The following is an 18187-nucleotide window of genomic DNA, read 5'->3' as shown; positions in this document are numbered from 1 at the left end:
TGCTAAGTGTGGTACTTTTGTACGGGGTAATAGAATGGACAATGCATGGTTATTTTCCTATTTCTGATTTTTCCATTTATTTTATCTTCAATGTCCGCAGATATTCCTTCTGCTCGGGCGTGATTCTGTAGCTCTCGATGGCCTTCTGGATGGTCTTGTTGTGCGTCCAGGGTGCAAGGCGGCGTTGCTCGATGTAGGGAATCGTTGCGTCCCATTGCTTGGCAAGAGCCGTGGCGAAGAACCAGGCTATCATCATTTTTACGTAATACTCTTCGCTCCTTACTGATGCAGGAATTTCAAGATATTCTGCCTTGAAGTCTTTATCCAGATAATGAGACATAAGCACCTCTATTCCAAAGCGACAAGTATAAACGTGTGACGATTTGCTCCAAGTTTTGATCTTCGCCAATAACTCCTTCTTGTGTTTGGCAAATACCTTCGGAGACATGATGTCGCAAACTGCCCAGTTGTCCACGAAAGGCAGGAAACTGTCTGTAAGACGAATGCATTCCTCGTAGTCCTTCACCTCGGAAATGAGGAGACCATGAAGCATGTTCTCATCGTAGTATTCGTGAGGAAGCTGATGCAGGAATTCCTCGCATTCTGCCTCCTTTGTAAACTCTTTTGCGAACTTGCGAAGCACAGGCACACGAATGCCTATGAAACTTTCCATAGGCACTCCCGGTGTCAGTTTAGCCTGGAAAGCAGCATACTGCTTATCCTGCATGGCGAACAGTCTTTCTTGAAGTGAAGTCATAAATTCTTTGTTTTATAATGCAACATAGAAGGAGCAATTGCCTCTTTATTCCATTCTGCCATATTTCATTTCCACGCCTTCCTTATCATATTGTTTGCGCTTTCCGGTTGGAGGCTCAGTGAGCGTGATGCGAACAACAGCCGTGCGTGATAGGGAACGGGCGATGCTCTGGTCGAAAGCATCCATGTGTTGAGGAAGAAAGCGTTCACAGATTAGTCGGAGACCATGAATCTTCTCTGCTTCATCTGACACGATTTCTGCCTTGCCGAATGCAATGGCTGATTTGAACTGCAGGGTGAAACTGCCGTCCTTCGGACCAACCGTAGGCGCACAACGTGTTACGGCTGAAAGGCAGACCTCAGGATGAGCCTTGATTGCCTCCAACTTCTTGCCTTCCAAGGCACCATGAAAATACCAATTCACATCATCATCTGATGCGAGTGACAGGGGTAAACCATAAGGCTTGCCTTCTTCGTCAATAAAACTGACCGTTATATACGGAGCCTTGTGCATTACTTCCAATGCCCACTCACTATCCATTGCTCTTGATTTCTTTCTCATTTTTTTATCCTTTGTACTTAAATACTTTAACCATATCCTTGTCGCCACCCACAAGCTGGCTACATCTGTTCTGCATTCCGGTGTCAGAGAAACCGCATTTCACCATGACCTTTCCTGATGCTGAATTTCCGGTGAAATGATCTGTCCAGATATTTTCTAAATGTTTCTTTCATTCAAATCTGATCATTTTTGCAAGTTCCATAAAATAGTCATTCGACCAAATATCCAACTCTTTGGGATTCCTGACAAAAGGCAATACGTCTGCCTTTATTTGATTCATGTCTGCCGTGGCAAGTCTTTCATTCAGTTTTTGAAGGAACGTCTCCTTGTCAAGCTCTTCGTGATTGAACTGTAAGGCTCTTTCGCACAAGTGAGTAAAGTCAAGAGGAACATTGTGGCGAACATACCATTCGAAGTCATACCAATCACGTCCCTTGACTCTGTTCTTCCAGGCACGATACACCAGTGCATGCATCTTTCCTGCAAAGAGGGCTGGCAAAGTGAAACATCGTGTCATGAAAGATTGGGGGAGCAGAAGCAACTTCTGTTCTGTTTGGAATTTCAAAGGAGGTTGAGTATCAACTTCAATCTTGATCTTAACAGATTTCTCAGTTTGGAATGTAATATCATATACATCTGTGTTGTCTTTCAGAAAGGCAGACTCCACTTTGCCAAAGTTCTTTTTGTCCTTCTTTCTGATCTCAACCTCTCTACCCACCATAGCGAATTGGTCAATGATGGGCTGAAAATAATGTGTAAAATCAAAGTTTTCATTCGGAGCAAGCAGGGAAAAATCCATATCCTCAGAGAAACGCTGCAATCCATGGAATATACGCAGACATGTTCCACCATAGAAAGCTGCCTCGTTGAAAAAGCCACCATTGTAAAGACCAGAAAGAATAATCTGCTGGTTGACCTCAAAGATAGCATTGCGCTTTTGCAGTTCGGTCGTTATGTCATAGCTCGAAAGCATTTGATTGAATATCTCGTTTGTATTCATTTCCTTAAATATTTAATTAGAGTTTCTATGGATTTAGACTTTTTTCCAACCTGAGCATATCGCTCAAATATACTTATGTCCATATTCTTGAAATCATCTATTTCCATTCGGATGTCCTCCTCCAAATAGTTCTCTACATCCTTCAGGTAACGTAAATTAACCTTCGGAGAATTTGCGATTAAGTCACAGAGAGCTTTTTCTGGTGTTGCCATCAGAAAGGCGTAACTCTGCATATTGATGCTTGTAATCCCTATTGAAAAGGCTTCTCTTGACATGTTCTTATACTCAAAACGCCCGACAGGAGTATCAAAGCTACGGGAGTGCTTTAGTGTCATAGACTGAGTAGTATAAACAGCTTCTGGTATTAATCCATAATAACGTAAGGCTGTCTGCATAGACACATACGAAGGAGCATAAAGATGATTAGCTATCAGTTCTGTGGATAGAGCAACACGAGACACATTTGGGGCTACCACATAAAGCCCCTTCTTGAGTCGGATAATTTTATGAGCCGCCTCAAGACTGCGTACTTTCTGATTCCCTGCTTCAATGTTTGTAAACAATGAAGCTATAGCTGAAGTACTGACAGGTATGTTACCTATATGTTCTAAATCCATTATCATGGTGCAAAAATAGTAAAATTTGGAATAGAAAACGAACTTTTGCTTGCTTTTCTGTTCTATTTTTGGCTATTTTAACAAGTTGCTTAGTTAGACCGCTAAATATTGATGCAGAAATTAGGCTACATACTCCGAGTCAGAATAGTGCTCCTGTTCCATAGCATTCTCATTGCCCACATCAGAATAGCAGTATTTTTACATACCGTTTATATGCCTGTTGCTGAATATATTTCTGGAAAATTCATGTTCATCTATTTTTATCCGTTGAACTTAAATAATCTTGACGTTACATCTGTCTTCTTTATGTATCGTGCCAGTCCGTAAACATATCTTCGGCAACCTGGACGATAGTGGAGCAGGCGGTCGAACCATGCAAGATGTTTGTTGAATAGGCGAACTGTAACACCTACATAGACCATGGCGAAGAGCGTTCCGATGCCCACGATCTCCCATTTCCATGAACCGAGAAGCAGGAAACAGAACAAGACGGCCAAGACCACGAGCGTGATGTCCACCCGAATCTTGGCTTTAGGGAAAGGCCAGCCGGTAACCTTGTGAATGGCGATGGAAATGCCCTCGCCAGGCATGGTTACTGAGCCGCACTTCACCTCCATGGCAATTCCGAAACCGAGGATGGTGCAACCGGCAATCTGCACAAGGGCATTGACCAGGATATTTTCTGAAACCATCCACTGTGTAAGCACCATATTGAGGTCTATGAACATTCCGAAGATAAAGCCGATAGCGAGCTGGAAGAGTTGCACCCACTCGAAGTTTCTTCTCAGAATCAGAATCTGCAGCACCACGAAGATCGCATTCATCATGATGGTGTAGCCGCCGATAGTCCATCCTGGGATGTAATCAAGCATCTTTCCTGCCGAAGCCATCACGTAAGGGATGGTGGAAATAACGCTTGAACCTAACTGACTTCGCACACATGCTGCGACTCCGAAAGTCATTACATAGAGCGAAACGAGCAGCAGAATATGCTGCCATACAAAAGATATAACTTCTTCTTTCTTAATCATCTATATTATTTTCTTAATCAATTCATTCAAATTGTCCTCTCTGATAATCTTAGGCTGAGCCTTGCCAGCGAGAATGAGAATCTTCTTGCCGTTACGATAAATATGAAGCTGTCGTGAGCGAACCACGGCAGTCAACTCCTCATCATTCTGCATGGCTTGCCAGATAGGATAATATACTCCCTCAGGTTCAAACAACTTCTTTTGAAGATGCGAGCAGAGGTTTGTTGTATCAATAGTCATTTATTTCTTCTTTATCGTTCCATTAAATATTTTCCATTGCTTCTCAAATGACAAATCTTTTTCTGTCGAATCAAAGTAACTGATGTTGAGATTTTTCTCCCAAGGATTCCAGTTGCCGCAAATTCTGCCATCATGGGCGATAACAGAAAAGAAAATGCCATTATTAGTGTATGCAGACGGCATTTGATGTGGATGGATTACTAATTCCCGGCTTTTATAACCAATCAGATATTCATCAAAGGGAGCTATCAGATGAGTCTTTCCTCTTCTGAATCCACGTGTTCTACATGATTCATGCAGGTAGAACTGATAGTCTTTCCATTTTTCAACCCTCAGTTCTGAACCAAGCAACTCAATGCCTCGTTGGCAATCAGAAGTGCTCAGTCCTGACCACCAGACATAATCTTCGAATGTGGCTGGCGAATGGCTCTGAAAATATTTTCTTGCCAGAAGCATCAGCATTTCATCACGTTCCAGCCTGGCTGTTCTTGGAACCTTCTTTTCTGTGAGACTGTATGTCGCCTTTGTAGGAAGAAGATTGCCGCTGCAGAAAGTACCGTTCAATTCGTTAAAGCGAATGTGGTAGGATAGGCGATGTTTGTCCATGATGATGCCCTTTTCGAGCAAAGCCTCGTTCAGGTCTTTGCTTGTTACAGACTGCATCTCATCGGTTTTTTGAACAAATATCTCGTGAATCAGATTGAGCTCAGAATCATCGATGCTGATTTTATTACTCTTCATCCATCCTTTTACAACAGAAGTTGCCTTAGGTGAAATCAGGTCCAGCATCCACCAATAGTCTTCATTTGAAACCAGTTGCCAAGTGCCACGCAGCAGGTGAAGACGGACTATCTCACCCTCATCGAATGCTTTTTTGAAAGCGATGGAAGATGGTTTGCGAGTACGCATCATCACCGCCCATCTTACCATCCGGTAATCCTGGGCTTGCATGGCTCCAAAATGAGACACCACCTTTTGGGGAGTATCAAATTGAGGACAGATGAGCTGCTGCGAAAGCAGGCGTATTGCTATTGGATTCATTGTTTCTGAGTCGTTAAAATTACGTTGATTATTTCAAAGTCTTGCCGTCAGAGAATGCGTTTTCGACTTTCTCGCCCAGTTGGATATAGTCGTGATGAATAGGGTCGAAGACAATCAGTTCCATCTTCTCCATGTCTGGATTTCCGTCTTCTGCCAGATACTTTTCATCCACAAGAATATTGACGATTTCGGCAACGAGATAATAGCCGGTTTCGCTTTCGTCATACTTCTCCTTGATGCGGCACTCCAGGGTCATCGGGAAATCGGTGAACACAGGAGCGTTGACCATAGTCGCCTTCTCGATGCTCCATCCAGTCTTCTCCATCTTCTTCGGGTCGTTCTTGGCAGAAACAATGCCCACGAAATCAGAAGCCACCATGGTTTTCTTGGTCGCGAAGGCAACGGTAAACTCGCCGCCAAGCTTCAGGTTGTCTGTGGTGACGTGGTTTCCCATCGAGATCATAATCTCCTTCATGTCCCACTGTCCTGCCCAGGCAGCGTTCATTGCGTTGGCAACTCCATCCTTATTATATGTGCCGATAATCAGCACAGGCTGTGGTGCAAGCCACGGCTTTGGTGAAAAACTTTTCATATGCTTCGTTCTTTATTTTGTTATCTTTATGTGTAAATACGCCATCAGCGCAATTTGTATCACTTTAAAATCCCAACTCCACATCCTTGCCGAATGGTGCGAGCGAAAGACCGGCCATCTTGAAATGCTGTTTTCCCCAAGGAATGCCGATGATCGTTATACATAAGAGAAAGCCGAAGAACAGATGCATGATGCAAGCCCACAATCCCCCGAAAATCAGCCAGAGTAAATTCAGCGGAATGCGAATGCAACCAGTTGGACTATTCGTTTCTTTTACTGTAGAACCAAAAGGCCATAGGCAGAGCAGACCAATCTTGAATGTCTGTATCGCAAAGGGAATGCCGATGATGGTACATGCAAGAGCCAGACTTCCGGTGAAATAACCGATGGCAGCTTCGAGACCTCCGAAGAGCCACCAAAGTAAGTTTCCTATTATGCGCATAAGATTATTCTTTTATATTCTTGATAATTTCTTGCCATTCCTGATGCTCTTCCAGATGATTGGACTTTACCAGTACACTCTGGAAACCAAAACGCTTGCCTGCCTCGGCATTCTCTGTGCGGTCATCGAAATAGAGCGTAGTGGCAGGATTTATTCCTGTCTGCTGCGTCATCTCTTCATAGATTTCGATGGATGGCTTTTCCTTTCGCATGACGTATGAGAGAAAGACTTCATCAAACAGCTCGTCCGTGGAATATCCCAGCTGCTTCATCTGACTGACCGATTTCTGCCAAAGCGTGTCGTTGATGTTGCTGAGCAGATAGACTTTGTATCGCTTCCGAAGCTTGACCAATGCCTCCAGTCTTTCCACAGGCAGATTGCCACACAGCTCTTCAAGGACTTTCTCAATATCCTCAGTTGTGGTTCCTTTGCGGCAAAGGCTCAGCATCTCTTTCAATGTTTCTGCTTCTGCTACCAGACCATTGATATATTGGTGCATCAGTCTCTTGATTTTGCGGACATGGATTAGCCGCTTGAACGCCGTAACGCCCAGGCTCTCAATGGCTTTCACAACAGAGGCATCATCAATGTTCACGATGACACCTCCATAATCAAAAACGAGAGTTTCTATCTGTTTCATGCTCATTTTCCTGTTGTTAGAATTTATCTATTTCTGTGAAACGATTGAAAGTTCTGCCGTCCCTTGTTACTTTCCCGAAGAACATATCTTCCGGTCTAACCCAATAGGCTTGGTCTCCATAGAGAGCCTGATAAACCACCATGCGCTCCTGAGTCTCGGAGTCGAAGGCAGAATGGATGAACTTATATTTGCCGCCTTTAAAGTGCTGGAAATATCTTTCTTCCTTTGCTGAAAACTCCATCAGCATTTTCTGGGCAAGGGGAGCGTACCAGGTCTTCACCTCCTGCTCTGTAGGCGTATGACCGCCAGGGAAATGGAAGGCTTGGTTGTAATGGTGCAGGAAGAGAGGGGAGAAGTGAGCCAGGGTGTCCTGCTCACCAAAAAGTCCCCACACACGATTCTTATAATAGGGGTTGCAATGGTCGAACTGCACGGCTTCCAGCTCCGCAAACTCCTCTATCAGCGCCTCGTCAATCACCAGCCGCTGATTTCCGTCCCTTCTCGGAGCCTTGTATTCATGCTCGCCGATGCGCTCTTTCAGAAACTCCGTCATCATGAAATACGGATTGCCGAGTAGGGCAGGAATGCCCACCACCGGAGCCAGCATCTGGGCGAGGAAAGAGCCGCAGCTGTTGCCTATAAGCAAGTCGGGCTGTTCCCGGTCGATGATGGAGCGAATCTCCTTCAGTGCCTCCTTGGGGTGCAATGGCAGGTCGGGAGTCAGCACCACCGCCGTCCCCTCAAACGCCTCTTTCAAGGCTCTCGCCATCGGACAACTGCCCGTGGCGAAGAATCCGTGTAGGAATAATATCTTCTTCATGCTCTAATCTTCAATGTCATGTTTACTTTGTGTCTCTTTTTTTGATTGGTCCGGAGTGGTTGCCTCTATTCAGCTTGATTCCGTTCTTGTTGAGAATGCGGAATACGGAACTTCTGCTTCTGAATCCGCTGGCTCTCCAGATTTCATCTATCGGATGTCCTGCAACATAGAGGTTCACTACAGTCTTCTCTCTGTCGAGCTTCTGCATCTTGCTGGCAGAAACAGGAGGCAGAGACACAATCATCTTCTCCTGCAGCTTGATTACATGCTCAGCTGATTTCCTAAGTGCAAGGACTTCGTCTGGCAGGGAACCCATCATTACCAATACGTCTGATGGCTTGGTTTCCGGAAACAGGATGTTGCTGGAGTCAATCCGGTCGTGGATGCTGATGATGCGAATGACCTTGACCCGGCAGAATTCCAGAAATATTGCCAGTTCACGACTGCCACGCAAGGCGTTGGAAAATTTCGGAATCACCAGTTCATCGCCTCTTTGCAATGCTGCCATCAGTTGTTTCCACAGCGGTCTGTGGCGTTCGTTATCATCACTTTCTTCGATGATTCTTACACAACCGAACTCGTTCATCCATTTGCGGTCTTCTTCCAGTTTGTCATACTGGGATGTAGCCATGATGTAGCCTACTTTTGCCATATCAAAATGTTTTATTGACTGATAACTTGATAGTTATGTGCCTTTTCATTGCAGGATAGCCCTTGCATTAGGCACGATTTTTCTGCAAAGATACAAATTATATTCAGAAATGGATTCATACTGCCTGGTTTTGTTGGTTCAGCAGACTGGATTTAACCTAATTTATAAAATTAGGAGCACTCCTGCAAGAATCATACTGCAAAGAGTATGAAACATAAAATAACATAAAGTCTGATTGTAGTGTCGTTAATGTGGAATTTTATCTGTATCTTTGCACGCAAAATTTTCAATTACATGCCAATGGATAATAGGAATACAGTACAGTTGAACAGTTTTGTCGGTTGCCTCGGTAACTCTTCAGCAACAGGTCTCAAAAACCAAATGAAAGAAAGTAAAGCAAGTGAAAGAAAAACAACTCAGCAGAGTTTATTCTTTCACTTGCTTTTTTTATGTGCCTTACTCATGATCACCTCATGCAGTGGAAGTCGTCAATATGATTTCAAGTCTTCAGAAGATGCTTTGAAACAGTACCAGGCTTTCTTTCAAACGATGAAAGGGCATTCTGACTCTGATGCAGAGCAGCTTGCAGGTTTCATCAACCAGTGGCACGAGTATGGAGACACCGTCTTGAACTACATTAAGAAGGATCCTTCGTTCAATGCGCACAGTGGGCTTTCCATGAAGTATGATCTGATTTCAGACTCCATCCGCACAGAACTTCTGGGGATGACAGGCAACTGTACTTTGAGTGATGTGGCTTATGTGAAGCTCCACACCTCTTTATATAAGGACAACAAGGAACTCGGCTCTCTGAAGGAAAATGCCATCAAGTTCTTCGCCACCTTGGATCAATCGCCTGCCTACGACTTGGAAGTTCACAAAGCCTTGGTCAACTATTCAAAGTTCCTTTTGAGCACTAAGTCGCATGGCATCAAGTCAAGAAAGGAACTCGTGGCATTCCTGCATGAGGAAGACCGCCATTTCCGCACGTTCCTCGCTCATATCGACGAATGCTCATCCATCGGAATGACGGAAATCACCAACCATACGGCAGACATCTGTTCTGCCATCTACAAGTCTGCTTCCAGGAATAAGCTGCCAGCTTCTGAGACCCTCGTCCTCATGTCGATGCGAACAGACCGCCGTCTGATTCTCAACGCCCAGGTTTGCCGTGACGCTTTGAAGCGAGGAAAAATCAGAGATGCTATCCAAGCCAATGCCTATCTCTGGATGATATTGCAGCCTTATCTCTCGATGGATGCGCTGGCCATTGCCATGCTCACCCCGGAACAGGCTCAGCTGATGACGGACATCGCCAAGGATTATCCTGCCATCATCACGAGACTTGAAGGCAAGCACCTTGTCAACAAGGAAGTGTCCAACAAGATTCCAGCCCAGCTGATGCGTCTTTACATATCAACCCTCTAATCTTTCATTATCATGTTACAGGAAGCTATCTACAAATTCAAGGCATCCGGCCCCATGCTGTTGCCAGAGCTGATTGATAATTATTGGATTGGCGAGATAAAGGCATACGAAGATTATGCCATTCTTCCCTACGAAGTGCATATCCCACAACCTATAGACAAGGTGATTGATATGTTCGAAATGAATGCCGACCTTGCCATTCTCTACCATCTGGAGCCATCAGTCCATACAGTGTTCGGACATGAATGCTGCGCCTACTGCTATCCGGTCACCGAAAGGATGTTCAAGATCAACTGCAAGACTTCCGCCGATGGACTCATCCACGAGTTGAATGTGACGATTTACAACTCCATCGAACTCATGTCGGCAGATCTTTTTGAAGACCTCCGGCTGCACGAGCGTCGCGGCACGTTCCGGGCTAAGCGAGAACACGTACAGATCATGAATGATTTCAACTGCGGTCTCTAGATGAACAAACAGACGTATTACCTGATTGCAGACATCATACAAAGATACAGAACATGGATAATAGTTAAAGATACGGAACTGCTGGTAGAGATGAGAATCCTGCAGGATGGGGTGTTGAAGCCCCTGTTTTACAAGGGACTTTCGCTCCAGAGTTACAGAGATCATTACTCTTTCAGAAAGAAGCGAACCTGGAAAATCAATGAATACGACTTGAACCAGAGTCTGGCAGCTCTTTGTAGAAAAGATCCGAGTGCCAAGGGTAGAGTAGAGAAGGGCACTCTCACCCGGCGTGATGTCGAATACATTATAGAGAAAGCATCCTTCGGAATCATCAAACTTGAATTAAGCGATTATGAGTACTAAAAGAAAAGTATATACATTCTATATAATAGCCATCCTGGTAATGGTGCTTGTTCTGATGCTCTTTGATTTAAACATCATGGGCAAGGCGATTGTCGGACTGATGATAGTCTTCTGCATCTTCGTGATGCGAAGCATTCAGACGGCTTACCAGCTTCCTGATGACATCGACCCTGATACGATGCTCCCGATAAAGCCTCATGGCAAATCGTCAGAAGCTATGCCTACAGAGAAGTTAGACCACAATTCAAATGTGGATCTCTATCTCCGTCTTCTCATCGAAGCTGATGAAGAACTGGCGAAAGACCCTACTATAGACCAGATGTCGCTCAGTTACAACATCCAGTTAAACAACAGAATTGCCGAGCGACTCGAATCACTCGACAGAGATAATAACAAGTAAAATAAAGGAATATATGATACAGATATTAACCCTTATCCAATTCGCTTTTCCCTTCCTCCTGCTGACAGCGTTTTTCTGTCTTTACAGGAAGGAATATGGATTCATGAATCGGTTTATGTGGAAGATGGCCATGTTTCAGAGCGCAAGAAATCTCTATGCTTACCTGATTGTGCTGATGCTAATCTTCATCAACTGGTGTTGCCATGTCACGACCCCCAATCTCTCAGTCGTAGTGTCAACACTCCTGACTCTGGTGCTTCTTAACAGGAAAATCGCAGAAAGCACCTTCCATCTTCTGCATGAGAGTAAAAGACTGTGGTTCGCCACCTTGCTGCTCTCGATGGTTTGCTACGCCTTACCTTATATGAACAGCATGTTCCTGTTCCTCTTTACTATCAGTGTGGCAGCAGTCTTCTATCCATCTGAAAGAGTTCTTCTGCTGAAGAGCCATCCTGAGGCCATCAACAACCCGAAGGATCTGCTTGCGCTGATTATCAGAAATTACTATTAGTTGCCACCTGCAACTGGCACAGAATCATATCCACTTGCTCAACATTCCAAAATCAAAAATGACTCAAATGACTCATCATCCCAATCAACAGACACCTGAAGCAGACAGATGCCGAGGTGTTGACCGTTCGTTGCTGGAGTTTCTGAAGCCGAAAGCAGAGGAACGTTACAGCAAGCTGGAAGCCTACTGCGACCTGCTTTCGAAAGCATCCTCAGGAGCCTATCAGTCTCCGGGAACCGATGGAGCCCTCCAGCTGTTGCCCGGTCAGTTTGTTGCCACCATTTCCGAACTTGCCCGTCAGTGGCAATGGCAGCGTGCCACGGTTCGCCAGTTTATCTCCGGACTCACCAAACTTGGTCAGCTTTCCGTAGAGCCATACTCCAAGAGCTTTATCTTCTCTGTCAACCTGGAGCAACGTCTCTCTCTTCTTATCGAGAGTCCGGACGACATCCTCGAATTCTGCGCCATGCAGTTCATCCGCTTCATCAAAGGCAGAGCCACCGCCAGGGAAGTGGCCGATTCCTACAGCCGTTATTACGACTTGAAGATGAACATGGCCAAGCAGGAAGGATATGGAGACATTCCTGCCAGGCGTGTACTCAACCAGCAGGCCCAGGTATTCGATTCACTGGCAGTTTCCATCCTCCGTTATCTCAATCAGGAGAAAGAACTGCCTGAGGAGCTTTCAGATTCCGTGAGCCTGCTTTTCGGAAAAGACCACATCTGGGACTGGTACAAGGTGATAGATTCTCTTGGCATTCTGGCTAAAGCCATCAGTGGCAACACCAAGCCGAGTTATATGTACGAAGTGGCAACCCGATATTCGAAAGCGGAGATAGTACTCCTGGATTGCATCTTCGAGCACTACATCTGCTGCTCCGCTTCCAACTACTATGTGAATCCCCCTCGTCCTCTTACTGAGGCCAGGGAGCCATCCGAAAAGGTAGCACCTGCGGAATCTTCCGACGATTAAAAACAATAGTCATATTCCCCTTATTCCATGCGAGGCACGCTGATGGCGATCAGGACGCCCGTTAGCACATCGCTGAATGATTTCAAGCAACGTGAGGCAGCGTGCTTGCACGTGCCACTTTTTTTCAGTCTTGGGAAGCCTAATACCCCGACCTACTGAAGTAGTCGGGAGGGCTGACCAGATAAACAGCAAGCTGGGTCAGATTTCCTGGTGTTGCCAAGACTGAAAAAGGCTTCTGGAGTAAGGGCATTAGCAAAGAAATACGATATGGGAACATCATCAAAACAAGTCATGGACATCAAGGTTACCAAAGGTCTTGCTTCGGTAGGCAACGAGGAGTTGAGAGACTGGACGGAGAAGGGATGGAACCAGGCCATGCGTGAAGGCAACTACGACCGTAGCCGTGAGCATCTCAACTTCGAGATCCGTCCAGGTGGCATTGTCGCCCCGATAGACAAGAGCCGTCCGCTTATCAGGCGCATGGCAGAAAATCTCGCCTCACGTGGCATTAAAGACCCCAACGAAGGACTGGCAGAACCACGTTTCCGAACCGTGGTGAATTTCATCTTTGGAGGTTCAACGGAACGTATGCGAGAGCTTGCCTTTGGCAATCAGAAGGTAGATTTTGAAAGCAAGGGTGGTAACGAGCATATCCGTAGAATGCCAGAAATAGAGCAGTGGGCACAGGACATCTACCGCTTTGTGGCAGATAAATATGGAGAGGAAAACATCGTCTCCTTCATCGTCCACTGCGATGAGAAAAATCCGCACGTCCACTGTGCGCTTCTGCCTATTGATAAGGATAAGAAGTTCGCCTTCAAGAAGATCTTCCATGGCCAGAACCGCATAGATTACAAGAACTATCTTCTAGCCCTGCACGATGAACTGGCCAAGGTCAATGAAAAATGGGGACTCACGAGAGGGGTATCGATAGCAGAGACAGGAGCACGTCACCGTTCAACGGAAGAGTATCGACGATGGCTCGCCAACGAGTGCGTGACGCTCGAAGCCCAGATGCTGAACACCCGGAAAGCCCTCGAAGATCTGAACGTGGAACTCTCCATCGCCCAGAAGAAGCAGAAATCATTCACCTCTATGATTGAGAATCTGAAGGCAGAAATCAACCGTCTCGAAGCAGAACTCAAACCGCTGAGAGCCTTGCAAGCCAACAGCGACGACATCAGTGCCGACATCGCCCGTAAGATTCAGAGCCTTGAACAGCAGAAGGCAATGGTGGAAGATAAACTGGCAGACAAGGAGAAGAAGCTTTCTGAGACTAACCAGTTGCTTGACACCCTCCGCAAGGACAAGGAAGAGATAGAGAAGCAGGCCAGTGAACTGGAAGACAAAGCCAACCAGTCTGAACTTTCCTGGGCGCACAACATGAGTTATCATCTCAATGGCGTGATGCTCGACACCATGGCACATGAGTTTGCCATTCGCTTCCCGAATCTCCCTGACAGCGTGAAACTTGACTTCGACGGCACGCTTCTCTGTCAGTTGGCAGAAGACGGAAACCATGTTGTCAAGGTAGCCTTGAACCTCGTGTGCGGTTTCGTGGATGATGCCACGACCATTGCACAGACGCATGGAGGCGGAGGCGGCAGCCCAGACTCAGGATGGGGCAAGCGACCGGATGAAGACGATAGGGAGTGGGCAAGAAGATGCCTGGCTATGGCACGCAAGATGTGCGCTCCATCCGTCAGAAGAAGAAAGAAGATGTAACACCATGCTCATTTGTTTACGCAAGTTATCAATCATCAAAGACAACAACATGAGAAAGAAAATATTATCAATAACAATGATGTGTCTGGCTGCAATGACAGCTTCGGCACAAACTGCCAGACAGAGTTCTGACAGTCTTTATATCCAGAAATCGTACAGTCAGGAGCAGATGCTCATGCCTGTTAATCCTGCATATCTCAAGCATGTAAGCGAAGCAGCCAACTGGGGTAGAAATTGGTTTATAGAAGCAAAGGGCGGGGTTTCAGCTTTTCTTGGGACGCCCATTGGTTGCGGTGACGTGTTCGACCGTGTCACTCCTCTCTTGCAGATAGGAGTCGGCAAATGGTTCACGCCCGCAATCGGTGGACGAATAGGATTTCAGGGACTCAGCTTCAAGAACGCAGAGTTCCATACGATGAAGTATCAGTTTGTCCATGCAGACTTTCTGTACAACATCACCTCTGGCATCCGTCAGAATGAAAGCGGAATCCCTCTTTGGGATGTGATTCCCTTCATAGGTGTCGGCATGATCCATAATTCCGACTGGATCAACAACTGTACCTGCCAGGGCGGTTCAAGTGGCAGTCATCCGTTTGCTTTCACCTATGGCGTGGAAGCTCGTTACCGCATCAGCGACCGTGTTCATCTCGTAGGAGAGGTGAGTGGGATGCTGACCGCCAGGAACTTTGACGGCATCGGAACTTCAACCAAGTTTGGCGACAACATGATTTCCGTATCAGCCGGTCTGTCCTTCACGATAGGCAAGACGGGGTGGAAGCGAGTAGTGGATGCTACTCCTTACATCGAGCAGAATCTCGCCCTTCAGGATTACATTGCCTACATGAGGGATAGGAACGCTCATCTGGAAAAGCGACTTGCAGGAAATGACGATGGCAAGACCGTCTATCCGAAAAACAGCTACAGCGGTCTCAACTCCCTCCGTGCCCGACTTTCGATGAATGGCAACAGTAATCAGGGTGCAATGGGCAGCGGTGATGGCAACATGGCAGGCAATGCTGATGGCTATCGCCCAGATTCCCCTTCATCTTCTGACCACCTGAAAGTAAGCATCGGTATTCCGGTGTATTTCTTCTTCAAGCTCAACACTGATAAATTGGTTGACAAGTCACAGCTTGTGAATCTCGACGACATTGCGAAGATGGCCAAGCAGGAAAATCTGAAGATTAAAATATCCGGTGCAGCAGATAGTGCTACTGGTACTCAGTCCGGCAACCAGGATTTGGGTAAGCGACGTGCCAAGTTCATAGCCAAGGCTCTCATCAAGCGAGGTGTAGATAAGAGCCAGATTAAAGCCTACAACTTAGGCGGAATCGACAAATATGCGGCGAATGAGGCAAACCGCTTCACAACCGTTGTTTTGCAGAAATAGGCTGAAACGTGTATTCATGAATACGTGAATACATGTATACCTATATACATATATACATAATATATGCTGAACGTAGCTTTTGAGTAAAAGCACTAAAATTCTTCTCTCATACACCATGGGGAGTTTGCTCGTGATGAGTAAGCTCCCCATAATTATCTTAAAAAATCTTATTTGTTTAATAGAAAGTTTTGATATTCAGAATATAACCACTTTATTTGCACGTAATATTAGTCGTGTTATTATGTGCAATATTAAATATTATATAGATGAAACAGCTGCATATTTCGGCAAAATGTTAGGCGAAAAGCAACCGAATACCCCACTGGAGAAATATAGAGACTTACTTCCTGACCGATGGAAAAAGCAGTAACAGCATTTGTTTAATCAGCAGTTACTGCTTTTTTTTATGCAAGGTATAAATGCGGAGCCGCTTACAATATTATTGCATTTTTTACGTTATAACTTAAAAATAACAAAATAAATTATTGCATATGTTTTATGATAAATGTGAACTAATTGATCTTGTCAATCAGTGTATAAGGGAAATGCGTAGCTATGACTCCATTGATAGTCCAGACAATAAGTATGGATATAGTGAGTAACAAGCTTGATTTAATGTGATTTTGGAATAAAAAAGGCTCTGAAGTTTGTATATATCAAAGAAAATGAGCAATCTTTATAATCGCTAAAGAATAAAGATAAAACAGCAAATCATCAAGCACTTGCAAAAGGAAAAGGCATGCAAACACAATAAAATGCTTCGCTGTACCTATGACGTTAAGTTGGATGATTTGCCAGTCCGTTTGTTCTTTTCAAGCGAGGACGCAAGGGAAACAGGAATGGGTTGTTGACTACAGACTTTTCTTTTAGCTTCTTTGAAGCGTATAGTATTTATGCCAGACGATGTGCAACCGAAGTTGTATACAAGGATTGTAAAACCTTGCTGAACATTGGCAAATGCTAGTCTATACATTTTGCCGCTCAAGTTGCTAGCTTCACTTTGACAATGATGCAGTATAACATCTTGTGTACAGTGAAGAGATTTGAAGCGTATGAAACCATCGTTGGTCTCTTTCTGAGGTAACCAATGACACTCTCGATTTGTCCGTAACGGACAAGATATGGGCTATCATTTTGGATTTTGTTCTGGATGCTGCAGAGCGTTACTCTATAGATGCTACAAAGTTGCTGGCTGATTTCATCGAAAGGAATCCTGTTGCCCATACGCTACGTAATATGTATATTTATAAACAAGCAAGTTGATATATATTCACTTGCGAAACTTCAGTTAAAAACAATTTTTTTATGAGTGGACCTACATTAATACAAAAAAGAGTTTTGGCTTATTTAATTAATGATATTACAAATAAGCATCCTGAAAAATGGGGAAATTGGCTCTGGGACGATTTTGAAGAATGGGGAGTAAATCAAGATTTGGACATTTCAATGAATGAACAGGAAGTGATATCAGTTTTCGATGATTTCCCTGCTTATCCGAAAAGTGTTTTGACTCAGTCTATCTTGAATGGATGGAATGTGCACCATGATATGGCTTCGCTAAAAGATTCAATAATCACATTAGCAAGATTACACGCATGTGGTACGAGTGAATATTTCCTACTTCAGTACACATATAATTGCATTAAATACTTTGGAGATTTATGTGAAAACATCGAATTTATACACATAAATATGATGAATGATGTCTATTCTTATACTCTAAGATTTGGAAAATCTTATTCGAAGTGGGGAGATTCGCATGGTATAATTGATTTGCAAATGAATAAAACAGAAGAGGAACCACGAGTAGCAGTTGTGCCATGGAATCGTCTCTTGTCAGAGAGATTTACCATTCCCGAAGATTGTATACAACTAGACAGCAATATTGAATATATTAGTAATGAATTGGAAACTATTTTCAGAGATAAATTCTTAGAATATTCACTTCCGAAAAGGCCTTATTCTAATTATTCCTACTCCATATGCAAAGAGCAACTGGGAAGAGGTATCTTATACCTTTTCCATAATTTAACTCTAATACTGAATTAAGAAAAGACTATATTCTTAATTCCGCGATACTTTATATCACTAAAATCGTCCGTCAACGGACGATTTTAGTTTCATCATGAGACTTTGACTTTATACTTGCACTCAAAAATGGCCATGAGAGTAACACCCTATCTATTTATTGCATCAAAAAAAACAGCCAACAAAGTGACTGTCTTTAATTGAATGGGATGAATTATCGTCCACGATGGTAGTGCTGCTCTTCTTCCTGAGCAACAACCTCTTCTTTTTCCATTTGCTTGGCAACTTCCTTCACATCGTCCGTTGCATCCCAATTCAATTGCGCACATAGTGTATTCGCATTTGCCCCCAAAAATCCTTAATGACCTTAATGACCGTGACCTTAATGACCGGACTCTTGGGGGTTGAAAATGAAAATGACCCTTAATGACTTTGACCCTTCATGACCGGCTTTCTCGATAGAGACGAAAAGAGGGTGTGTCATAAGTCCATGGCGCACCCTTTTCTT

Annotated in this window: 21 protein-coding genes; 9 read left to right on the top strand and 12 right to left on the bottom strand. The window is 44.5% G+C overall.

The features are described 5' to 3' along the window. Nucleotides 1-76: 76 nt before the first annotated feature. From DWV53_RS13715 to DWV53_RS13660, 12 genes are all read right to left on the bottom strand, one after another. On the bottom strand, nt 77-757 hold the full coding sequence (locus DWV53_RS13715) for a DNA alkylation repair protein (protein ID WP_118154972.1): 681 nt from the start codon (nt 755-757) through the stop codon (nt 77-79). A gap of 45 nt (nt 758-802) precedes the next feature. Then, on the bottom strand, nt 803-1318 hold the full coding sequence (locus DWV53_RS13710) for a pyridoxamine 5'-phosphate oxidase family protein (RefSeq protein WP_118079415.1): 516 nt from the start codon (nt 1316-1318) through the stop codon (nt 803-805). Between the two features lie 169 nt (nt 1319-1487). Then, nucleotides 1488-2318: a nucleotidyl transferase AbiEii/AbiGii toxin family protein gene (locus DWV53_RS13705; RefSeq protein WP_117695759.1), complete on the bottom strand. Its 831-nt coding sequence runs from the start codon at nt 2316-2318 to the stop codon at nt 1488-1490. Then, nucleotides 2315-2941: a type IV toxin-antitoxin system AbiEi family antitoxin domain-containing protein gene (locus DWV53_RS13700; RefSeq protein WP_117695760.1), complete on the bottom strand. Its 627-nt coding sequence runs from the start codon at nt 2939-2941 to the stop codon at nt 2315-2317. The genes DWV53_RS13705 and DWV53_RS13700 overlap by 4 nt, the downstream gene beginning before the upstream one ends. 254 nt (nt 2942-3195) lie before the next feature. Next, on the bottom strand, nt 3196-3966 hold the full coding sequence (locus DWV53_RS13695) for a YczE/YyaS/YitT family protein (RefSeq protein ID WP_118154969.1): 771 nt from the start codon (nt 3964-3966) through the stop codon (nt 3196-3198). Beyond that, on the bottom strand, nt 3967-4206 hold the full coding sequence (locus DWV53_RS13690; RefSeq protein WP_118154967.1) for a hypothetical protein: 240 nt from the start codon (nt 4204-4206) through the stop codon (nt 3967-3969). Continuing rightward, the gene (locus DWV53_RS13685) at nt 4207-5247 is read right to left on the bottom strand and encodes a winged helix DNA-binding domain-containing protein (RefSeq protein WP_118154965.1); all 1041 of its coding nucleotides are present in this window, start codon (nt 5245-5247) and stop codon (nt 4207-4209) included. Nucleotides 5248-5275: 28 nt separating this feature from the next. Beyond that, nucleotides 5276-5839 (bottom strand): flavin reductase family protein, encoded by a 564-nt coding sequence (locus tag DWV53_RS13680; protein WP_118154962.1) that lies wholly within the window; start codon nt 5837-5839, stop codon nt 5276-5278. A 64-nt stretch (nt 5840-5903) separates the two neighbouring features. Then, nucleotides 5904-6281: a YccF domain-containing protein gene (locus tag DWV53_RS13675; RefSeq protein ID WP_118154959.1), complete on the bottom strand. Its 378-nt coding sequence runs from the start codon at nt 6279-6281 to the stop codon at nt 5904-5906. A gap of 4 nt (nt 6282-6285) precedes the next feature. Beyond that, nucleotides 6286-6921: an HAD-IA family hydrolase gene (locus DWV53_RS13670; RefSeq protein WP_181976500.1), complete on the bottom strand. Its 636-nt coding sequence runs from the start codon at nt 6919-6921 to the stop codon at nt 6286-6288. 16 nt (nt 6922-6937) lie between these two features. Then, nucleotides 6938-7741: a YqiA/YcfP family alpha/beta fold hydrolase gene (locus DWV53_RS13665; RefSeq protein ID WP_118079427.1), complete on the bottom strand. Its 804-nt coding sequence runs from the start codon at nt 7739-7741 to the stop codon at nt 6938-6940. A gap of 22 nt (nt 7742-7763) precedes the next feature. After that, nucleotides 7764-8393, bottom strand: a complete 630-nt coding sequence (locus DWV53_RS13660; protein ID WP_117695437.1) for a recombinase family protein — start codon at nt 8391-8393, stop codon at nt 7764-7766. Between the two features lie 519 nt (nt 8394-8912). Here DWV53_RS13660 and DWV53_RS13655 point away from each other — a divergent pair. The 9 genes from DWV53_RS13655 to DWV53_RS13610 all read left to right on the top strand — a co-directional run bounded on the left by DWV53_RS13655 (nt 8913) and on the right by DWV53_RS13610 (nt 17700). Continuing rightward, complete coding sequence (locus tag DWV53_RS13655; protein ID WP_259318996.1) at nt 8913-9821, top strand: hypothetical protein; 909 nt, start codon at nt 8913-8915, stop codon at nt 9819-9821. Nucleotides 9822-9833: 12 nt separating this feature from the next. Beyond that, entirely contained in the window at nt 9834-10289 is a 456-nt protein-coding gene (locus tag DWV53_RS13650) for a hypothetical protein (RefSeq protein ID WP_094880475.1), read from the top strand. Beyond that, nucleotides 10290-10652, top strand: coding sequence for a hypothetical protein (locus DWV53_RS13645; protein ID WP_117695436.1), 363 nt, complete (start codon nt 10290-10292; stop codon nt 10650-10652). Continuing rightward, a complete protein-coding gene (locus tag DWV53_RS13640) occupies nt 10642-11052 on the top strand; it encodes a hypothetical protein (protein WP_117695435.1) in 411 nt (136 codons plus the stop codon). The genes DWV53_RS13645 and DWV53_RS13640 overlap by 11 nt, the downstream gene beginning before the upstream one ends. Nucleotides 11053-11065: 13 nt before the next feature. After that, on the top strand, nt 11066-11563 hold the full coding sequence (locus DWV53_RS13635) for a hypothetical protein (RefSeq protein WP_117695434.1): 498 nt from the start codon (nt 11066-11068) through the stop codon (nt 11561-11563). A gap of 58 nt (nt 11564-11621) precedes the next feature. Then, complete coding sequence (locus DWV53_RS13630; RefSeq protein ID WP_147329724.1) at nt 11622-12536, top strand: hypothetical protein; 915 nt, start codon at nt 11622-11624, stop codon at nt 12534-12536. A gap of 267 nt (nt 12537-12803) precedes the next feature. Beyond that, nucleotides 12804-14261: a MobV family relaxase gene (mobV, locus tag DWV53_RS13625; protein ID WP_118154953.1), complete on the top strand. Its 1458-nt coding sequence runs from the start codon at nt 12804-12806 to the stop codon at nt 14259-14261. Then, on the top strand, nt 14173-15651 hold the full coding sequence (locus DWV53_RS13620) for an OmpA family protein (RefSeq protein WP_259318997.1): 1479 nt from the start codon (nt 14173-14175) through the stop codon (nt 15649-15651). The genes mobV and DWV53_RS13620 overlap by 89 nt, the downstream gene beginning before the upstream one ends. Before the next feature lie 1305 nt (nt 15652-16956). Next, nucleotides 16957-17700 (top strand): hypothetical protein, encoded by a 744-nt coding sequence (locus DWV53_RS13610; protein WP_118154947.1) that lies wholly within the window; start codon nt 16957-16959, stop codon nt 17698-17700. Nucleotides 17701-18187: the final 487 nt, after the last annotated feature.

It is taken from the genome of Segatella copri, from assembly GCF_003465495.1.
Classification (GTDB): Bacteria; Bacteroidota; Bacteroidia; order Bacteroidales; family Bacteroidaceae; genus Prevotella; species Prevotella copri_G.
This window is presented reverse-complemented; position numbering and strand designations above follow the sequence as displayed.

What these genes read in the sequence shown, in the direction of transcription:
- DWV53_RS13710 (WP_118079415.1), bottom strand. Translation starts at nt 1,318, where the DNA reads ATGAGAAAGAAATCAAGAGCAATGGATAGTGAGTGGGCATTGGAAGTA.
- DWV53_RS13705 (WP_117695759.1), bottom strand. Translation starts at nt 2,318, where the DNA reads ATGAATACAAACGAGATATTCAATCAAATGCTTTCGAGCTATGACATA.
- DWV53_RS13670 (WP_181976500.1), bottom strand. Translation starts at nt 6,921, where the DNA reads ATGAAACAGATAGAAACTCTCGTTTTTGATTATGGAGGTGTCATCGTG.
- DWV53_RS13610 (WP_118154947.1), top strand. Translation starts at nt 16,957, where the DNA reads ATGAGTGGACCTACATTAATACAAAAAAGAGTTTTGGCTTATTTAATT.
- DWV53_RS13635 (WP_117695434.1), top strand. Translation starts at nt 11,066, where the DNA reads ATGATACAGATATTAACCCTTATCCAATTCGCTTTTCCCTTCCTCCTG.
- DWV53_RS13630 (WP_147329724.1), top strand. Translation starts at nt 11,622, where the DNA reads ATGACTCAAATGACTCATCATCCCAATCAACAGACACCTGAAGCAGAC.
- DWV53_RS13620 (WP_259318997.1), top strand. Translation starts at nt 14,173, where the DNA reads ATGAAGACGATAGGGAGTGGGCAAGAAGATGCCTGGCTATGGCACGCA.
- mobV (WP_118154953.1), top strand. Translation starts at nt 12,804, where the DNA reads ATGGGAACATCATCAAAACAAGTCATGGACATCAAGGTTACCAAAGGT.
- DWV53_RS13665 (WP_118079427.1), bottom strand. Translation starts at nt 7,741, where the DNA reads ATGAAGAAGATATTATTCCTACACGGATTCTTCGCCACGGGCAGTTGT.
- DWV53_RS13695 (WP_118154969.1), bottom strand. Translation starts at nt 3,966, where the DNA reads ATGATTAAGAAAGAAGAAGTTATATCTTTTGTATGGCAGCATATTCTG.
- DWV53_RS13685 (WP_118154965.1), bottom strand. Translation starts at nt 5,247, where the DNA reads ATGAATCCAATAGCAATACGCCTGCTTTCGCAGCAGCTCATCTGTCCT.
- DWV53_RS13645 (WP_117695436.1), top strand. Translation starts at nt 10,290, where the DNA reads ATGAACAAACAGACGTATTACCTGATTGCAGACATCATACAAAGATAC.
- DWV53_RS13660 (WP_117695437.1), bottom strand. Translation starts at nt 8,393, where the DNA reads ATGGCAAAAGTAGGCTACATCATGGCTACATCCCAGTATGACAAACTG.
- DWV53_RS13700 (WP_117695760.1), bottom strand. Translation starts at nt 2,941, where the DNA reads ATGATAATGGATTTAGAACATATAGGTAACATACCTGTCAGTACTTCA.
- DWV53_RS13675 (WP_118154959.1), bottom strand. Translation starts at nt 6,281, where the DNA reads ATGCGCATAATAGGAAACTTACTTTGGTGGCTCTTCGGAGGTCTCGAA.
- DWV53_RS13680 (WP_118154962.1), bottom strand. Translation starts at nt 5,839, where the DNA reads ATGAAAAGTTTTTCACCAAAGCCGTGGCTTGCACCACAGCCTGTGCTG.
- DWV53_RS13690 (WP_118154967.1), bottom strand. Translation starts at nt 4,206, where the DNA reads ATGACTATTGATACAACAAACCTCTGCTCGCATCTTCAAAAGAAGTTG.
- DWV53_RS13640 (WP_117695435.1), top strand. Translation starts at nt 10,642, where the DNA reads ATGAGTACTAAAAGAAAAGTATATACATTCTATATAATAGCCATCCTG.
- DWV53_RS13715 (WP_118154972.1), bottom strand. Translation starts at nt 757, where the DNA reads ATGACTTCACTTCAAGAAAGACTGTTCGCCATGCAGGATAAGCAGTAT.
- DWV53_RS13650 (WP_094880475.1), top strand. Translation starts at nt 9,834, where the DNA reads ATGTTACAGGAAGCTATCTACAAATTCAAGGCATCCGGCCCCATGCTG.